This window comes from Nocardia sp. NPDC003999, assembly GCF_053604885.1.
Genome location: NZ_JBSGIB010000018.1, coordinates 15,667 through 32,501, shown reverse-complemented (window position 1 = coordinate 32,501; position 16,835 = coordinate 15,667). Strand labels below are relative to the sequence as shown.

The window sequence follows — 16,835 nt, the reverse complement described above, 5'->3', positions numbered from 1 at the left end:
TGTCGAGCACCACACGGCCCGTCGCTGTCAGTGATCCGTATCGACGCACCGCGTGCCGGGCCGTCAGTGACCCGTATCAACGCACCGCGTGCCGCAGCACCTCGGACGCGTCCGGCGAGGGCTCGCGTCATCGCGACCGCCGCTACGGATGAGCTCGCGACCACCGCGCCCCGCGCGGGGCAAGGCCGACGCGGCGTTGGGTCCGTTCGCCCGTGCTGTGCCGCGAGACTGCGCGGCGTTGCCACCGCGGGCCGTGCTCGGTGCTCGCACCATTCCCCCGATGGCGCGAAAAATGCCTCCGACCTCGTCCGATCCGGTCACCCACAACCACCCGCACCGCTGGACGCCCGGCTGACGCTACTGTCGTTGCCATGGCTCAGCCCGACGCAGCGCCCGGTGACGCGGCACCTCTGGGTGTCTGGCCCGGCACCGCCTATCCCCTCGGGGCCACCTACGACGGCGCAGGCACCAATTTCTCGGTGTTCTCCGAGGTTGCCGACGCGGTCGAACTCTGCCTGATCGACGCCGACGGAGCCGAGAACCGGATCGCGCTCGATGAGGTGGACGGGTACGTCTGGCATGCCTACCTGCCCGGAATCGACCCTGGTCAGCGCTATGGATTCCGCGTGCACGGCCCATACGACCCCGACCGGGGGTTGCGCTGCGACCCGAGCAAGTTGCTGCTCGATCCGTACGGCAAGGCTTTCGACGGCGACTTCGACGATCACCCCTCGCTCTACACCCACGGGCTCGACTCGCTCGGCCACACCATGACCGGCGTGGTGATCAACCCGTACTTCGACTGGGGCGCCGACCGGCCGCCCAACCGGCCGTACCACGAGACGGTGATCTACGAGGCGCACGTCAAGGGCATGACGATGACGCATCCCGAGGTGCCCGAGGAATTGCGCGGCACCTATTCCGGCATCGCGCACCCGGCGGTCGTCGACCATCTGAAGGGGTTGGGGGTCACCGCGATCGAACTGATGCCGGTGCACCAGTTCCTGCAGGACCGCGTGCTGCTGGACCAGGGACTGCGGAACTATTGGGGCTACAACAGCTTCGGCTACCTCGCGCCGCACAGCGAGTACGCGACGATGGATCGCGCCGGGTCGGCGGTCACCGAGTTCAAGGCGATGGTGCGCGCGCTGCACGCCGAGGGCATCGAGGTGATCCTCGACGTCGTCTACAACCACACCGCCGAGGGCAACCAAAACGGCCCCACGATCTGCTTCCGCGGCATCGACAATGCCGCCTACTACCGCTTGGTCGACGACGATCCGTCGCACTACATGGATTACACGGGCACCGGAAACAGTCTCAACGTGCGCCACCCGCACACCTTGCAGCTGATCATGGACTCCCTGCGCTACTGGATCCTGGAGATGCACGTCGACGGCTTCCGCTTCGATCTGGCCGCGACGCTGGCGCGGGAACTGCACGACGTGGACCGGCTGTCGACGTTCTTCGACCTGGTGCAGCAGGATCCGGTGGTGAGCCAGGTCAAACTCATCGCCGAACCGTGGGACGTCGGCGAGGGCGGCTACCAGGTGGGCAATTTCCCCGGCCTGTGGACGGAGTGGAACGGCAAGTACCGCGACACCGTGCGGGACTACTGGCGCGGCGAACCGGCGACGCTGGGCGAGTTCGCCTCTCGGCTCACCGGTTCCTCGGACCTGTACGAGGCCACCGGCCGCAGGCCGAGCGCGAGCATCAACTTCGTCACCGCGCACGACGGGTTCACGCTGCGGGATCTGGTGTCCTACAACGAGAAACACAACGCGGCCAACGGCGAGGACAACCGCGACGGCGAGAGCTGGAACCGCTCCTGGAACTGCGGTGTCGAAGGCCCGACCGACGACCAGGACATCCTCGCCCTGCGCGACCGGCAGAGCCGCAACCTGCTGGCCACGCTCATGCTCAGCCAGGGTGTGCCGATGCTGGCGCACGGCGACGAGATGGGCCGCACCCAGCACGGCAACAACAACGTCTACTGCCAGGACTCGCCGCTGGCCTGGATGGACTGGTCGCTGCGGGAGAAGAACGCCGATCTGCTGGAGTTCACCCGCGCGGTGGTCGCGTTGCGCACCCGGCACCCCGTCTTCCGGCGCCGTCGCTTCTTCGCGGGCGGCCCGGTCCGTTCGGCGGACAACGCCCGCGACATCGCCTGGCTCACCCCGTCCGGCGAGGAGATGACCGGGGCGGACTGGGACAGCGGATTCGGCAAGTCGCTGGCGGTCTACCTCAACGGCGAGGCGATCCCCGAGCCGGGCCCGCGAGGCGAGCGGATCACCGACGACTCGTTCCTGTTGTGTTTCAACGCCCACGACGCGGCTATCGACTTCGTGCTACCGAGCACCGGCGACGGCGCGGAATGGTCGGTGGCACTGGATTGCTCGACCCCGACCGGCATGACCGACGCCAGGTATCCCGGCGGCGCGGCCGTCACCGTCGAAGCTCGCTGTCTCCTCGTCCTCCGCCAGGCCGCCTGACCCGAATGCCGATGAACGCACCCGATCCCACCGAGATGCACGTGACCGACCCGGTGTCCCTCCGACGCAAGCCCGCCCGCCAGACGACGATCCGCAGCGCCTACCGGCTACAGCTGCGACCGGACGCATTGACCTTCGCCGAGGCCCGCGCCATCGCGGAATACCTTCAGCAGCTGGGCATCTCGCACCTGTACCTGTCGCCGATCCTGACCGCGGCGCACGGTTCGACGCACGGTTACGACGTCACCGACCCGACCACGGTCTCCGCCGCCCTCGGCGGGCCGACGGGGCTCAAGGCACTCGCCGACGAGGTGCGCAGCCGCGGCATGGGACTGATCGTCGACCTGGTGCCCAATCACGTCGGCGTCGCCGATCCGCGACAGAACGCCTGGTGGTGGGACGTGCTGCGGAATGGCCAGGAGTCGCGGTTCGCGCCGTATTTCGACATCGACTGGAGCCCCGGCAACGGCGCGGGCGGCAGGCTGGCGCTGCCGGTGTTGCAGAGCGAGAACGACCCGGCCGCCCTGACCGTGGACCGCACCGGCGCCGAGCCGATGCTCGCGCTGCACGATCTGCGTTTCCCGATCGCGCCCGGCACCGACGGCGACAACGCCCTGCGCATCCACGACAAACAGCACTACCGGTTGGTGAGCTGGAAGGCCGGGCTGTGCACCTATCGGCGTTTCTTCGCGGTGAGCAGCCTGGCCGCGATCCGTCAGGAGAACCCGGAGGTCTTCGAGCTCACCCACCGCGAGCTCGCCGCGTGGTGCGAGCACGACTTGATCGACGGCGTGCGGGTCGACCATCCGGACGGTCTGGCCGATCCCGCCGGTTACCTCACCCGGCTGCGCAGACTGATCGGCCCGCACCGGCTGTTGCTGGTGGAGAAGATCCTGGCCAACCGCGAGCCGCTGGACGCGACGCTGCCCATCGACGGCACCACCGGCTACGAGGCGCTGGCCGACTTCGGCGGCGTGCTGATCGATCCGCGCGGGGAGCACGCGCTCACCGAACTCTCGCGCCGGGTGGCCGGGCACGGCAGCGACCGGGCTTGGATCGGCGAGACCGAACACCGGATCAAGCGCGCGGTCGCGGAAACCATTCTGACACCGGAGGTCCGGCGGCTGGTGGCCGCGATCAAACAGGACGCGAACGCCGAGAGTTTCGACACCATGGCGCTGACCAACGCCACCATCGAGGTGCTGGCGTTCATGCCGGTCTACCGGGCCGACTACGCGCCGCTGTCCGGGATGACGGGCGCGGTGATCGCCGAGGTGGAGAAGCGCAACAGCGAACTCACCGCGCCGCTGGCGGTCCTGGTCGCGGCGCTGGCCGCCGACGGGGCCGCGGCGATGCGCTTCAGCCAGGTCTGCGGCGCGGTGACCGCGAAGGCGGTCGAGGACACCATGTTCTATCAGGCCGCGCGGCTGGTCTCGTTGCAGGAGGTCGGCGGCAACCCGGCGCGCTTCGGCCACTCGCTCAACGAGTTCCACCTGTCCAACAGCCAGCGCGCGCAACGCTGGCCCGCCACTCTGACGACGCTGTCCACGCACGACACCAAGCGCGGCGAGGACGTGCGCGCCCGCATCGGCGTGCTGTCCCAGGCCGCGGAGACCTGGGCGCGCAACGTCGACTCCTGGTTGGAGACCGCCCCCGCGCCGGACGGTGCGACGGCGTTGTTCCTGCTGCAGAACATGTTCGGGGTGTGGCCCGCGGACGGGCGACCGGCCGCATCGGTGCCCGGCCTGCGTGAGCGTGTGCACGCGTTCGCCGAGAAGGCGATGCGGGAGGCGAACAGCAAGACCTCCTGGGAGGAGCCGGACGCCGAGTTCGAGGCCGCGGTGCACGCGTGGCTGGACACGGTGATCGATGGCCCGGTGGGCTCCGAACTCGGCGACCTGGTGCACGAACTGGCCCCGCACGCCTGGTCGGACGCCTTGTCGCAGAAGCTCTTACAGCTGTGCGGGCCGGGCATCCCGGACGTCTACCAGGGCTGCGAGCTGTGGGAGGACTCCCTCGTCGACCCGGACAACCGCAGGCCGGTGGACTTCGCCGCCCGTGCGGGCATGCTGCAATCGCTCACCGGCACGCCCGCGCTGGACACCACCGGCGCGGCGAAGATGTGGATCGTCGCCTACGCGCTGTGGTTGCGCCGCGAACGTCCCGAATGCTTCGTCGGCGGCACGTACCGGCCGCTGTTCGCCACCGGCGACCACGCGTCCAAGGTGGTGTCCTACGCCCGCGGCCGCGCGGGCGAGGCCCCCGAGGTCATCGTCGCCGCCACCCGCCACAGCGTGAGCCTGGCCGAGACCGGCTGGAGCGATACGTTCATCGACCTACCCGCGGGCAGCTGGACAGACCGGCTGACCGGCCACACCTTCCAGGGCCGGGCCAGGCTCGAGAAGATGTTCGCCAGGCTGCCGGTCGCGCTGCTGGTGCGCTGACGGCTCGGGCACGGGCGCGCCCGCCTGCTCGAGTTTCTTGGAGAACACCCCGCGGATCTGCTCGAAAGCGGCTTCCGGGATCACACCGCCCAGTTCTTCGCGCCAGCGTCGCAGATTCGCGGGATGGTAGTCCAGCGCGTCCTGCGCGCTCGCGGACAACCGCACGCCCTGATCGGTGGGCATGGACATCCGGCGCCAGGAATCCCAGTGGAACCGGCGACTGCGCGGATTACGCAGCGTCCGAACCACGTTCAGGACGCGGTAGCCGATGCTCAGGGAATCGTGCAGCCGCATGTGGTCGCCGTCGGTGTGGTCGCAGCGCTTCGACAGCGCCGCCAGCCGGTCCCGGTCGAAGGCCAGCCCGACCGACTCCGCCTCGCGGACCATCCACTGCAGCGTGATGTCGGACAGGCCGCATTCGGTGTAGCCGCCACCGATGTCGCTGTGCACGCCGGGGAACCACACCTGCTTGACTCGCTCGAAGCCGCGCCGGTACTTCACCGTCGGTTCGACCGGCACCTCCCACACGGCCGGTTCGAAGTTGCGCCGCCGCTCGTCGATGGCCAGCGCCTGGCGGGCGCAGTGCACGTGCCGGGAGAGTTTGACGTCGTGGAAGCGGTGCCGCAGGGAGGTGATGCCAGGGACGCCGAGCGCGCCGACGGTGTCGAACACGCCGAGGAAATCGATCTTCGCTCGGTGACAATGCTTCCGGCGGAATTCCTGCCACTGCTCGGGCTCGGCCGGATCGGGGTTCTCCCGCGTCGGCGCGGGCGGTCGCTGCCGATAGATGTTCAGGGCGTCGGGGTACTTGCCTTCGATCATCGCTTCGGGGGTCATGATCCCGACACGGTTGATCAGGCCGGCCAGGCTGCGGGCGGTGAAGGCGCCGCGGCTGAAGCCGAAGATGTAGATTTCGTCGCCCTTCTCCCAGTTCAAGGCCAGATGCCAGTAGGCGGACGACAGGTTCGCCTCGAGTCCGAGTCCGAAGGCGCCGCCCATCAGGCGATCGCTGAGGAATCCGCGGGCACCTGGGCCGGAGACGTAGGTGACCCACTGCTGGATCGTCTCCCCCGCCGGTCCGGGCGCATCGAACCGGATCGTCTGCGCGATCTTGACTATGTTCGAAACCGTGCTGCTCGATTCGGCCTTCCAGGTGCCGTCGCAACACACAACCAGACGTTTCATGCGCTGATCCTCCCGCCGGCATCCCACCGAAACCCGCGTATTCGACTACTCGAATTCATCGCCTGCGGCGGGGAAGCGTTAATGCGGGGCGCGCTACGGCGTGCCGCCGGGCCCATCGCCGAGACCCGCGACCGCCATGCCGATCAGCCACCGCGCCGCGCCGAGCGCTGCCGCGACGAGTACCGCGAGTTGCAGCGATCCGGTGATCAGGGCCAGGACGAGGCAGGTCACCAAGCCGACGACCAGTGCGTCGAGCTTGTATACCGGCCACGCGCTACCCGCGATGTCGATCGTGGTGCCGCGCGCCGAAGAGTGAACGACCGCCATCTCCTCAGGGTAGTCGGAATTGGAAGTTCGGGCCAGCGAACTTTTTGTCGCCGGGAACACAAGTAATCGCCGCGGCGTTGCCGCAGATATGCCACTGACAGGTGAATACGAACCGAGTACATCCGACTGGGCCCGCGAACAGGCCGAGAAGTACGAGAACTCCGGCGGCACCGAGGGCGCGACCTTGCAAGGTGTGCCGATCATCCTGCTCACCACCAAGGGCGCGAAGAGCGGCAAGCTGCGCAAGACGCCGCTGATGCGGGTGGAGCACGACGGCGAGTACGCCGTGGTGGCCTCGCTGGGCGGCGCGCCGAAGCATCCCGTCTGGTACCACAACATCAAGGCCGAACCGCACGTCGAACTGCGCGACGGCACGGTCAACAAGGACTACACCGCCCGCGAGGTGTTCGGCGACGAGAAGGCGCAGTGGTGGGAGCGCGCGGTCGAGGTGTGGCCGGATTACGCGAACTACCAGACCAAGACCGATCGTCAGATCCCCGTCTTCGTTCTCACCCCGCAGTAGCTTCTGCGCAGGTAGCCCGCGTGTCACCGCCACCCGCCGCAGCTCGCCGCCGCGGCGGGTGGCAGCATATTCGGGGTGTCCGATCCGCTTGATGTCCTCGACGCACTGACCGCTTCTCGTCCCGCCCTCACCGCGGACGAGATCGATGCTGCCGCCAAGCGAATTGCCGACGTCATTGATCCGACCCCGCTGCAGCGCAGCGAGCGGCTGTCCAAGCTGACCGGGGCGAACGTTTATCTGAAGCGCGAAGATCTCAGCGCGGTCCGCTCCTACAAGCTGCGCGGCGCCTACAACCTCGTGGTCCAGCTGACCGAGCGGGAACGCGCCGCCGGCGTGGTCGCGGCCAGCGCGGGCAACCACGCGCAGGGCGTCGCGTTCGCCTGCCAGGCGATGGGGATCAAGGGCCGCATCTACGTGCCGACCACGACGCCGAAGCAGAAGCGTGACCGCATCCGGGTGCACGGCGGGGAGTTCGTCGAGCTCATCGCGGTCGGCGAGACCTACGACGCCGCCGCCGCGGCCGCCGCGGCCGACGTGGAGCGCACCGGCGCGACCATGGTGCCGCCGTTCGACGACACCCGCACCGCGGCCGGTCAGGGCACCATCGCCGCGGAGATCCTGGAGCAGCTCCCCACCACGCCCGACCTGGTGATCGTGCCGGTGGGCGGCGGCGGCTGCCTGGCGGGCATCGGCACCTACCTGCGCGCCCGATCCCCGCGCACCGCCATCCTGGGCGTGGAGCCCGCGGGCGCGGCCTCGATGACCGCGGCTCTGGTGGCGGGCGGCCCGGTCACGCTGCCGGAGATCGATCCGTTCGTCGACGGCGCCGCGGTCCGCCGGGTAGGCGCCGTGCCGTACGCGGCGGTGTCCGGATTCGGCGGGCGCGTGGTTTCGCACGCCTCGCTGCCGTTGCTGACCACCACCGAATCCCCCAGGGGCGCGGGCACTTTCCAGATGATGCAGGTCGACGAAGGCGCGATCTGCACGACCATGCTCGACCTGTACCAGAGCGAGGGCATCATCGCCGAGCCCGCGGGCGCGCTCACCACGACGGCGCTGGCGGAGATCACCGTGGAGCCGGGCTCCACGGTGGTGTGCCTGGTGTCCGGCGGCAACAACGACGTCTCCCGCTACGGCGAGATCATCGAGCGCTCGCTCGTGCACAGCGGGCTCAAGCACTACTTCCTGGTGGACTTCCCGCAGGAACCCGGCGCGCTGCGCCGCTTCCTCAACGAGGTGCTCGGCCCGGAAGACGACATCACGCTGTTCGAGTACGTCAAGCGCAACAACCGGGAGACGGGCGCGGCGCTGGTCGGCATCGAACTGGGCGCCCCCGACGGGCTGGCGCCGCTGCTGGAACGGATGCACCACTCCCCGATCCAGTGCGAGCGCCTCGAGCCCGATTCACCGGCCTACCGCTACCTGACCTGAGCCCGACTCCGGCGGTCACGCAACCTCGGGCCTCCGCGCAGCCAGCATCCGACGGTCACGCAACCTCGGGCCTCCGCGCAGCCAGCATCCGACGGTCACGCCACCTCGGGCCTCCGCGCAGCTGGGACCCGACGCGTCACGCAACCTCGGGCCTCCGCGCAGCCGAAATCCGGCGTGCCAAGCAGCCTCGGGCCTCCGCGCGACCGCAATCCGACATGCCACGCTCGAGCCTCCGCGCAGCCGGGACCCGACGTGCCACGCGGCCTTACGCGTCTGCGCAGCCGAAATCCGAGGCGTCACGCAGTCTCGGGCCTCTGCGCAGCCGGGATCCGAGGTGCCACGCAGCCTCGGGCCTCCACGCGACCGCAATCCGACATGCCACGCAGCTAGAGCCCCCGCGCAGCCGGGATCCGACGTGCCACGCGGCCTTAGGGCGTCTGCGCAGCCGAAACTCGACGCCTCACGCGGCCTTGGGCGTCTGCGCGGCCGGGATCCGGCGGCGGGACGAACGCAGGCAGTTCAGCATGAGCGGCAGCAACCAGAACGCCGCCGACTGGTCGTAGCTGAGCTGCGCGACGGAGAGCCGGTTGTGCACGAAGCCGACCGACAGGCCCAGCCGAGGTTCGGCCCAGCCGAAGGAGCCGCCGAGGCCGATGTGCCCGAACCCGGCGTGGGCGCCCGGCATCGGCAGCGAGTGGTAGCCCAGACGCCACATCATCGGCAGGTAGAACAGCGCGCGATCGGGCTGGTAGGTCTCGACGCGGCGCAGCGCCTTCATGGTGCGGCGGCCGAGGTACCTGTGGTCGGCCACGGTGCCGTCGCCCGCGAGCGCGCCGTACATCGTGGCCAGTGCCGGCGCGGTGGCCACACCGTTGCCCGCACCGAGTTCGGTGTCCAGGATCGGCGGGCTGACGCCCTCGAGGATGCCTTCCAGACCGGGCAGGAACAGGCAGCGGGTGGCGGCACCCAGCGCGCCGGGAATCCGGTGGCTACGGCCGAGAACCGCGGCGCCGAGCGGCTTTCCGAGCGCACTCAGCTGGGTGCCCGCCAGCGGGGCGTAGGTGATCGGCGCACCGGCGGGCGGCCTGCCCAGGTGCAGCCCCTCGATGCCGAGCGGCTCGGCGACCTCGGTGCGGATCAGCTCGGCCAGGCCGGTGCCGGTGATCGCGCGCGTCAAGCCTCCGACCAGCCAGCCGAAGGTGAGCGCGTGGTAGGTGGGAACGCCGAGCAGGCGGTCGGGCTTGGCCGCGGCCAGGCGCTGTTCCATGAGTTCGTGGTCCAGCACGTCGGCCAGGCCGCCGGTGGCGATCGGGGCCAGCGCGGACAGTCCCGCCCGGTGGGTGAGCAGATGACGAATGGTGATCTTGTGCTTGCCGTTGGCGCCGAACTCCGGCCAGTACTCCGCGACCGGAGCGGAGTAATCGAGCAACCCGCGGTCGGCGAGACGGTGCACGACGGTGGCCGCGATCCCCTTGGTGGCCGAGAAGATGATCGTGCCGGTGTCCCTGGTCCACGGAACGTCACCGCCGGAGCCGACCCAGATGTCCACCAGCGGCTCTCCGTGCCGGTGCAGCGTGAACGCCGCCCCCGCGCCCCGGCGATTGCCGAACGCCCGTGCGAAAGCGCGCACGAACGGTGCGAATTCGGCGGCAGCGCTGCCACCCATCCCCGGGGGAAGAACCGCAAAGTCCCCGGAAGCGACGTTGCTCATCTCTCCACGGTAATGGCATGGGACGATTCCGGCAAAGTACCTGTCTCGGACAGTTGTACGCCCGTTACCGGGCGAGTGCCCGAAAGGCCGCCGCGAGCTGGGGTTCCACGCGCTCAGCGCGGGCCGGGCGGCGCCGTCTCCAGCAGGGTGAACGAGTGGCCGGGAACGGTTGTGGCGGAACGGCCGATCGTCGGGGATTCCCAGGACAGCAGCGGAAGGCCCGCGATCGGCACCGCGACCTGGTCCTCGCCGAGGTTGCACACCAGGGCCAGTGTGCCCCGGCGCACGACGATCCACCGCGCGGACTCGTCGTAGTCCACCGAAACGTGGGTCAACCAGGGATCGCTGAGCTCCGCACGAGCGCGGCGCAGGGCGAGCAGGGCGCGATAGCACGACAGCAGCCGGGCGTGGCCCGGCTCGTCGGCTTCCGTCCAATCGAGTTTGGAGCGCAGGAACGTTTTCACATCCTGCGGGTCGGGCACCTCGCCCTCGGGCCAGCCGTGCTGGGCGAACTCCTTCTTGCGCCCGGATGCGGTGGCGGCGGCGACATCCGGGTCGGTGTGCGAGGTGAAGAACTGGAACGGTGTGCGGGCGCCCCACTCCTCCCCCATGAACAGCATCGGCGTGAACGGTCCGCACAGCACCAGGGCGGCCTTGATCGCGAGCTGGCCGTCGGTGAGATAGGCGCTCGGGCGCTCGCCAAGCGCCCGGTTGCCGATCTGGTCGTGATCGCAGGTGTAGGCCAGCAGCGCGCTGCCCGGGATCAGGCTGCGATCGATCGGGCGGCCGTGCGTGCGGCCACGGAAACTGGAATACGTTGCGGCGTGGAAGAACCCGTGCTTCAACGTGTGGGCCAGGCAGCGCAAGGAACCGAAGTCCCCGTAATAGCCCTGCCGCTCACCGGAGACCGCGGTGTGCACGGCGTGGTGCAGGTCGTCGTTCCACTGCGCGGTCAGGCCGTAGCCGCCCGCCGCGCGCGGGGTGATCAGCTTCGGATCGTTGAGATCGCTCTCCGCGATGAGCGTCAGCGGCCTGCGGACATGGGTGGCCAGGCGCTCGGTCGCGACGGCGAGTTCGGCCAGTAGGTGGGTGGCGGTGCGGTCGACCAGGGCGTGCACCGCGTCCAAGCGCAGCGCGTCGATGTGGAAATCGCGCAGCCAGCGCACCGCGTTGTCGATGACGTACCCGCGCACGTGATCGGACTGCGGGCCGTCGAGATTGAGGCTCTGCCCCCAGGTGTTGCGGCCCTCGGTCAGGTAGGGCGCGAAGCGCGGCAGGTAGTTCCCGGACGGGCCGAGGTGGTTGTAGACGACGTCGAGGCAGACCGCGAGCCCGCGGGCATGACAGGCGTTCACGAACCGTTGCAGGCCGTCGGGCCCGCCGTAGCTCTCCTGCACCGCGTACCAGAGCACGCCGTCGTAGCCCCAGTTGTGCGGGCCGTCGAAGGCGTTCACCGGCATCACTTCGACCACGGTGACGCCCAGCCCGACCAGGTGGTCGAGCCGTTCGATCGCGGCGTCGAAGGTGCCTTCCGGGGTGAAGGTCCCGATGTGCAGTTCGTAGTAGACCGCCCCGGCCTGCGGCCGACCGGTCCACGCCGCATCGGTCCACCCCGCCGGATCGAGGGTGTGCAGCGCCGAGCGGGCGTGCACGCCGTCGGGCTGGCGCGGCGAGCGGGGATCGGGCAGCACGGTCGGATCGTCGTCGAGCAGGAAGCCGTACCTGGCGCCCTTCGCGGCGGGCACGTCGGCGCGCCACCACCCATCCGGCGACCGCGTCATCGAATGGACGACACCCTCCAGATCCAGTCGCACCGACTCCGGCCGCGGTGCCCAGACTTCGAACACAGTCACCGCGCCAGCATCCCACGGGCACGCCCGGTCCGCCCGATACGGACACCAGTCCCAGGCGCAGCGGCGCGTACGGTCCCGGCTTCCTGAACGGCTGGCCGGAGCCGCTTCCCTCGGTCCCGTGCAGCCACTGGGGCCGGGTCGAGCAGAGGACCGCAAAGGCGCGGAAATCTGTCGGGCTGGGGCCGTGTAGCCCTGTCCGCAATGGGCGATGCCTGTCAGAGTGAAGACGTGGGTGCCTATGCCGAGTATGTGCTGCCGCGGATCGTCAACCGGTCCTGCGGGTTGCGGGAGTTGGCTCCGCTGCGCGAGCGGGTGTGTGCCGGACTGCACGGACAGGTCGTGGAACTCGGTTTCGGTTCGGGACTGAACGTCCCGTTCTACCCGGCGGGGGTCGCGTCGGTGCGCGCGGTCGAGCCCGCCGATCTCGGCTGGCGGCTGGCGAGCGAACGCGTCGCCGCCGCCACCGTGCCGGTCGAGCGGGCCGGGCTGGACGGGCAGGCGCTGCCCTTCCCGGACGACGCCTTCGACTGCGCGCTGTCGACCTGGACGATGTGCACCATTCCCGACATCGCCGCCGCGCTCACCGAGGTGCGCCGGGTGCTCGTCCCCGGCGGGACCTTGCATTTCGTCGAGCATGGGCTTGCGCCCGACGAGAAGGTGCGGGCGTGGCAGAACCGGCTGAACCCGGTCCAGAAACGACTGTTCGGCGGCTGCCACCTCAACCGCGACATTCGCGGCCTGGTGACAGACGCCGGTTTCGAGATCCGCGACGCCGAGTCGTTCTACGGGGAGCACGCTCCCCGCTTCCTGGTCGCCCAGACGCTCGGTGTCGCGGTGTCGCCCTGAGGACTCAGACGATGCGCACCGACAAGGTGTAGGTCGCGTTGCCCCGGCTCGGCGCTACCGAGATCGTGTAGTAACCGTTCTGCGGCAAGGTGATCCGGCTCCCGGTCTCCTCGGCGCACAGCACTCGTCCGTCCGGGGCGGTGGCGCTGAACCGCGCGTTGCCCTCGACCGAGGTGAGTTCGGTGGTCAGGGTCTGCCCCGCCCGCGCCTCGAGCACGTAGGTGTCGGCGTCGCCGCGCACGACCGCTCCGCCGACCGACGCGTGATCGCTTCCCGGCGCGAACTCGATCAGCTCGACCGCGCCCGCGTTCGCGGCGCCCGCGCCGACCGTCGCGACGGCGAACGCGGGCACGAACAGCGTGACGCCGAGAACGAGCAGGCGCAGGGTGCGCAGGATGGCTTGCATGATGATCCTCGTTTCCTGGAGTGGACTCGCTCAGAACTATCCGCGAGCCCGCCTATCGGACGCTTAACAGCCGCTTGGACTCCGGAACAACGCTGGCCAGAAGGCCCTTCGAAGTATATTGGAACGAGCTGTTCAAAACTGTGCTAGCGTAAACCCATGCCACGACCCAGAACCTTCGACGAGGACCGCGCGGTGGACGCGGCGATGCACGCGTTCTGGCGCGCGGGATACGAGCCGACCTCCACCGAAGACCTCTGCGCAGCGACCGGCCTTGGCCGCAGCAGCATCTACAACACCTTCACCAGCAAGCGGGACCTGTTCGGCCGCGCCCTGCGCCGCTACATGACAGCCAAGAACGCGGCGACGTTCGACCTGCTCGACAGCGAGACTGGGGTGCGCGGCAAGATCCGCGCCCTGCTGTGGCAGATCGTCGAGGCCCCCGAGGAGGACCCGCTCGGCTGCCTCGTGGTCAACTCGACGATCGAACTGGCCCCGCGCGACCCCGAACTGGCCGCCGTTCTCGCCACCGATTACCAGCGACGACTCGCCGTGCTGACGGACGTGTTCGAGACGGCCAGGCGCGCCGGTGAGATCGCGCCGGACAAACAACCGACCGCCTTGGCGCACTTCGTGATCGCCACGATCGGAGGGATGCGGGTGGCCGCACGCGGCGGCGCGGACCGCGAGACGCTCGCCGCCATCGCGACCACCGCCCTCGACGCCCTCTGAGACTTGTCGGCTTCGGCGACGCCCTTGCCGCGCCCTAATTTTGGATAGATCAGTACAAAATAAGGAGGTACCGATGCCCGTGGCGATCTACGTCCTGGGTCTGTCGATCTTCGCCCAGGGCACCTCGGAGCTGATGCTCGCGGGCCTGCTCACCGAGATGGCCGCAGACCTGGGCGTCTCCGTGCCGCGCGCGGGCCTGCTCATCTCGGGCTTCGCACTGGGCATGCTGGTGGGCGCGCCGGTGCTGGCGGTGGCGACACTGCGGTGGTCGCGGCGCACCGCACTGCTCGCCTTCCTCGCGGTGTTCGTCGGCACTCACGTCGTCGGAGCGCTCACCTCGGAGTACTGGGTGCTGTTCGCCACGCGGGTCGTCGGCGCGTTCGTCTACGCCGGGTTCTGGGCGGTTGCCGCGACAACGGCGATCGGTCTCGTCCCGGCCACGGCGCGCGGCAAGGCGATGAGCATCGTCGCGGGCGGGCTCACTTTGGCCATCATCATCGGGCTTCCGGCGGGCACCGTGATCGGACAACAGCTCGGCTGGCGCGCGGCGTTCTGGGCGGTCGCGCTGCTGTCGGCGGCGGCCGGGATCGGCGTGCTGGCGAAGATCCCCGGCGGACGGACCGACGCGCCGCTACGCCTGAGCACCGAACTGCGCACGATGATGCGCCCCGCGCTCTGGCTTTCCTATGCCACCACCGCGCTCGCGATCGCCGCCCTGATGGTCACCTTCGCCTACCTCGGCGCTCTGCTGTCCCGCACCACCGGCATGGCGGACGGCTGGATTCCGGCGGTACTCGGCATCTACGGACTCGGCGCGTTCCTCGGCATCGTCATCGGTGGGCGCACCGCCGACAATCACCCGCTGACCAGCCTGTACGTCGGCATTACCGGCGGCGTGCTCACCTCGGCGCTACTCGCCCTCACGATGGAGCACATCGCCCCCGTCGTACTGCTGTCGTTCCTTTTGGGCGCCTTCGGTTTCGGCATCAACCCGACCCTGAACAGCCGCGTCTTCACCCTCGCGGGCAACGCGCCCACCCTGGCGGGAGCCACCAACATCTCCTCGTTCAACGTAGGCATCACCGCAGGTCCCTGGCTCGGCGGCCTGGCCATCAGCGCGGGCCTCGACTACCCGGCGGTCGCCTGGATCGGCGTGATTCTCGGCCTCGCCGCCCTCACCGTCGTCGCTTGCAGCCACGCGCTGCACCGCAAGGAGGTTGTCGAGGCTGCGGCCGACGCACCCGCCCCGGTACTGGCCGACGCCGGTCGATAGCTCCCACGTAGGCGGCGGCCCTGGCCCGGCAACGCGCGAATCGGGTGCAGGGCCTCTGCTTCGGACAGGTGCGAATCCTCTTCAGCCCAATCGGTTGAACTCGCCGTGACGAACACCAGCGGCGAAGGCATCCCACTGCCCCGGCGCGAAGATCAACGCCGGACCGCTCGGGTTCTTCGAGTCGCGGACACCGACATGCCCCGCCTCGAGCCAGGCGACTTCGACGCACTCGTTCCCCGTGCCGCTTTGCGTCGACTTGAACCATTTCGCACCGGATAGGTCGATGGTCACTGTTCGTATCTCCTTGCCAACTGCCGGAGCAGGTCTCTCGAGAGTTGTTCCTCCAGCGCGGCGCACCGGATCGTCTCATGAATATCGCGGTAGCGTTTCACGTCGTCTTCGCCCTCGAAAAACATCGCGCCGGTGTTGTTTTCGGCGTAGACGACCGGAGGCTCCACACCTGCCCCAGGGCCGTCTACCGGGAAATCGAGGATGATGTATGGCAATACGGGAACGCAGTCGCCCGGAAAACCCGCCGTAAACGGCAGTATCCGCACCGTGACGTTTGGACGAGTGCTCATGTCTGCCATATGACGGTGTTGCGCAGACATTACCGCACGGGATCCCACGATCGTATGCAGAACCCCTTCGTGGACGACAAACTCAGCCCTTACGGGCTTGGATCGCCGAGTCAGGATCGCTGCCCGTCGCAACCGCAGTGCGACACGGCGTTCGATATCCTCCTGAGTGTCATTCGGAAGGTATGGCCGCTCGATTGCTCGCGCGTAATCGGCTACCTGCAGTAGTCCTGGAATGACGAGCGGTTGGTACATAGCAAGCTGGGATGCACCGGATTCCAGCCCTAGGTATGTGTTGAATCCAGGCATAATCAGATTACGCGACGCCTGCCACCATGATTTCGTAGATGACTGCTGCGCAAGAACTTTCAGATCCTCGATCTGTTCCGCGCCGAGACCGTACAGATTGCCGAACGCCTCTACGTCGCGCAGCCTGACCTTGTCGTTCTGCCCTTTCTCGATCCTGCCGACCGAAGTCTTGCCCATTTCCATGAGCTGCGCGGCGCGCTCGAGCGTGAACCCGGCACCTTCCCGAGCCTCCCGTAATGCCCGCCCGAGTTGCCGACGCGGCAATGTCGAACCAGGCTGATCGTCCTTCCCCATCGCTCCCCTTTCCCCTGCTCGGTCCGAAACGGCCCAGATGCCGGTCCGGTTCGGACTTCGAACTACGTGTGGACCGGTCCGGGCTCTGGGCGGATGGCCGACTTCATCGGACCGCCCGTTTTCCCAGCCCGGATGCTGTTGGCCTGCAGCAACATAGCCGCATGGCCACGCGACATGAAAGCCTCTCCGCCGCCGAAGTCCGAATCCTGCGCGCGCTGAACTGCGGCGGGATGCTCACCGAACATCAGATCAAGGTGTCGGCCAGCCTCACCGAATGGAAGACCCGCCAAGCCCTGGCGAACCTCATCGACCACGACCTCATCGTGACCGGAGCCCGAAGAAACCGCTACGAAATCACCCACCGCGGCCGAAACACGCTGGCTACTTACCCACCCGAAGCGTGAAGGCCCCCGAGATTCAAGATCAGCGGCACA

Annotated in this window: 15 protein-coding genes; 8 read left to right on the top strand and 7 right to left on the bottom strand. The window is 68.7% G+C overall.

Annotation, left to right across the window (positions count from 1 at the left end; translation table 11 throughout):
- The first annotated feature begins 371 nt into the window (after nt 1-371).
- Both glgX and treY read left to right on the top strand, forming a co-directional pair.
- Entirely contained in the window at nt 372-2,492 is a 2,121-nt protein-coding gene (gene glgX, locus ACWESM_RS27830; protein WP_452494238.1) for a glycogen debranching protein GlgX, read from the top strand.
- Nucleotides 2,493-2,527: 35 nt separating this feature from the next.
- The gene (gene treY / locus ACWESM_RS27825) at nt 2,528-4,936 is read left to right on the top strand and encodes a malto-oligosyltrehalose synthase (RefSeq protein ID WP_356967888.1); all 2,409 of its coding nucleotides are present in this window, start codon (nt 2,528-2,530) and stop codon (nt 4,934-4,936) included.
- On the opposite strand, the gene ACWESM_RS27820 is transcribed toward treY, so the two are convergent.
- The gene (locus ACWESM_RS27820; RefSeq protein ID WP_355078309.1) at nt 4,829-6,121 is read right to left on the bottom strand and encodes a DUF2235 domain-containing protein; all 1,293 of its coding nucleotides are present in this window, start codon (nt 6,119-6,121) and stop codon (nt 4,829-4,831) included. The genes treY and ACWESM_RS27820 overlap by 108 nt on opposite strands.
- A gap of 93 nt (nt 6,122-6,214) precedes the next feature.
- Entirely contained in the window at nt 6,215-6,448 is a 234-nt protein-coding gene (locus ACWESM_RS27815) for a hypothetical protein (RefSeq protein WP_452494237.1), read from the bottom strand.
- Between the two features lie 88 nt (nt 6,449-6,536).
- Here ACWESM_RS27815 and ACWESM_RS27810 point away from each other — a divergent pair, with 88 nt between their 5' ends.
- Together ACWESM_RS27810 and ilvA are read left to right on the top strand one after the other, a co-directional pair.
- Nucleotides 6,537-6,971: a nitroreductase family deazaflavin-dependent oxidoreductase gene (locus ACWESM_RS27810; protein ID WP_355078311.1), complete on the top strand. Its 435-nt coding sequence runs from the start codon at nt 6,537-6,539 to the stop codon at nt 6,969-6,971.
- Between the two features lie 75 nt (nt 6,972-7,046).
- Complete coding sequence (gene ilvA, locus ACWESM_RS27805; RefSeq protein WP_355078312.1) at nt 7,047-8,402, top strand: threonine ammonia-lyase IlvA; 1,356 nt, start codon at nt 7,047-7,049, stop codon at nt 8,400-8,402.
- Nucleotides 8,403-8,862: 460 nt separating this feature from the next.
- On the opposite strand, the gene ACWESM_RS27800 is transcribed toward ilvA, so the two are convergent.
- Nucleotides 8,863-10,113: a serine hydrolase domain-containing protein gene (locus ACWESM_RS27800; RefSeq protein ID WP_355078313.1), complete on the bottom strand. Its 1,251-nt coding sequence runs from the start codon at nt 10,111-10,113 to the stop codon at nt 8,863-8,865.
- Nucleotides 10,114-10,226: 113 nt separating this feature from the next.
- Nucleotides 10,227-11,966, bottom strand: coding sequence for a malto-oligosyltrehalose trehalohydrolase (gene treZ, locus ACWESM_RS27795; RefSeq protein WP_452494235.1), 1,740 nt, complete (start codon nt 11,964-11,966; stop codon nt 10,227-10,229).
- Nucleotides 11,967-12,194: 228 nt separating this feature from the next.
- On the opposite strand from treZ, the gene ACWESM_RS27790 reads away from it, so the two are divergent.
- Nucleotides 12,195-12,812, top strand: a complete 618-nt coding sequence (locus ACWESM_RS27790) for a class I SAM-dependent methyltransferase (RefSeq protein ID WP_364430570.1) — start codon at nt 12,195-12,197, stop codon at nt 12,810-12,812.
- A 4-nt stretch (nt 12,813-12,816) separates the two neighbouring features.
- Here the strand turns inward: ACWESM_RS27790 and ACWESM_RS27785 are convergent, their stop codons facing one another.
- Nucleotides 12,817-13,218 (bottom strand): hypothetical protein, encoded by a 402-nt coding sequence (locus tag ACWESM_RS27785; protein ID WP_355078316.1) that lies wholly within the window; start codon nt 13,216-13,218, stop codon nt 12,817-12,819.
- A gap of 156 nt (nt 13,219-13,374) precedes the next feature.
- On the opposite strand from ACWESM_RS27785, the gene ACWESM_RS27780 reads away from it, so the two are divergent.
- Together ACWESM_RS27780 and ACWESM_RS27775 are read left to right on the top strand one after the other, a co-directional pair.
- Nucleotides 13,375-13,947, top strand: coding sequence for a TetR/AcrR family transcriptional regulator (locus ACWESM_RS27780; protein ID WP_452494232.1), 573 nt, complete (start codon nt 13,375-13,377; stop codon nt 13,945-13,947).
- 73 nt (nt 13,948-14,020) lie between these two features.
- Nucleotides 14,021-15,220: a Cmx/CmrA family chloramphenicol efflux MFS transporter gene (locus tag ACWESM_RS27775; RefSeq protein ID WP_452494230.1), complete on the top strand. Its 1,200-nt coding sequence runs from the start codon at nt 14,021-14,023 to the stop codon at nt 15,218-15,220.
- A gap of 81 nt (nt 15,221-15,301) precedes the next feature.
- Here ACWESM_RS27775 and ACWESM_RS27770 read toward each other — a convergent pair whose 3' ends face one another.
- Entirely contained in the window at nt 15,302-15,511 is a 210-nt protein-coding gene (locus ACWESM_RS27770) for a DUF397 domain-containing protein (RefSeq protein WP_452494228.1), read from the bottom strand.
- Nucleotides 15,508-16,401 (bottom strand): helix-turn-helix domain-containing protein, encoded by an 894-nt coding sequence (locus ACWESM_RS27765; RefSeq protein WP_452494226.1) that lies wholly within the window; start codon nt 16,399-16,401, stop codon nt 15,508-15,510. The genes ACWESM_RS27770 and ACWESM_RS27765 overlap by 4 nt, the downstream gene beginning before the upstream one ends.
- A 161-nt stretch (nt 16,402-16,562) precedes the next feature.
- Here ACWESM_RS27765 and ACWESM_RS27760 point away from each other — a divergent pair, with 161 nt between their 5' ends.
- Nucleotides 16,563-16,805 carry a hypothetical protein gene (locus ACWESM_RS27760; RefSeq protein WP_452494224.1) on the top strand — a complete coding sequence of 81 codons (243 nt, stop codon included), beginning with the start codon at nt 16,563-16,565 and terminating at the stop codon, nt 16,803-16,805.
- The last annotated feature ends 30 nt before the right edge of the window (nt 16,806-16,835 follow it).

Excerpts from the sequence above, each read along its gene's own strand:
- ACWESM_RS27775 (WP_452494230.1), top strand. The coding sequence starts at position 14,021 with ATGCCCGTGGCGATCTACGTCCTGGGTCTGTCGATCTTCGCCCAGGGC.
- ACWESM_RS27800 (WP_355078313.1), bottom strand. The coding sequence starts at position 10,113 with ATGAGCAACGTCGCTTCCGGGGACTTTGCGGTTCTTCCCCCGGGGATG.
- ACWESM_RS27815 (WP_452494237.1), bottom strand. The coding sequence starts at position 6,448 with ATGGCGGTCGTTCACTCTTCGGCGCGCGGCACCACGATCGACATCGCG.
- ACWESM_RS27760 (WP_452494224.1), top strand. The coding sequence starts at position 16,563 with ATGGCCACGCGACATGAAAGCCTCTCCGCCGCCGAAGTCCGAATCCTG.
- ACWESM_RS27780 (WP_452494232.1), top strand. The coding sequence starts at position 13,375 with ATGCCACGACCCAGAACCTTCGACGAGGACCGCGCGGTGGACGCGGCG.
- treY (WP_356967888.1), top strand. The coding sequence starts at position 2,528 with ATGCACGTGACCGACCCGGTGTCCCTCCGACGCAAGCCCGCCCGCCAG.
- ACWESM_RS27820 (WP_355078309.1), bottom strand. The coding sequence starts at position 6,121 with ATGAAACGTCTGGTTGTGTGTTGCGACGGCACCTGGAAGGCCGAATCG.
- ACWESM_RS27785 (WP_355078316.1), bottom strand. The coding sequence starts at position 13,218 with ATGCAAGCCATCCTGCGCACCCTGCGCCTGCTCGTTCTCGGCGTCACG.
- ACWESM_RS27765 (WP_452494226.1), bottom strand. The coding sequence starts at position 16,401 with ATGGGGAAGGACGATCAGCCTGGTTCGACATTGCCGCGTCGGCAACTC.
- glgX (WP_452494238.1), top strand. The coding sequence starts at position 372 with ATGGCTCAGCCCGACGCAGCGCCCGGTGACGCGGCACCTCTGGGTGTC.
- ACWESM_RS27810 (WP_355078311.1), top strand. The coding sequence starts at position 6,537 with ATGCCACTGACAGGTGAATACGAACCGAGTACATCCGACTGGGCCCGC.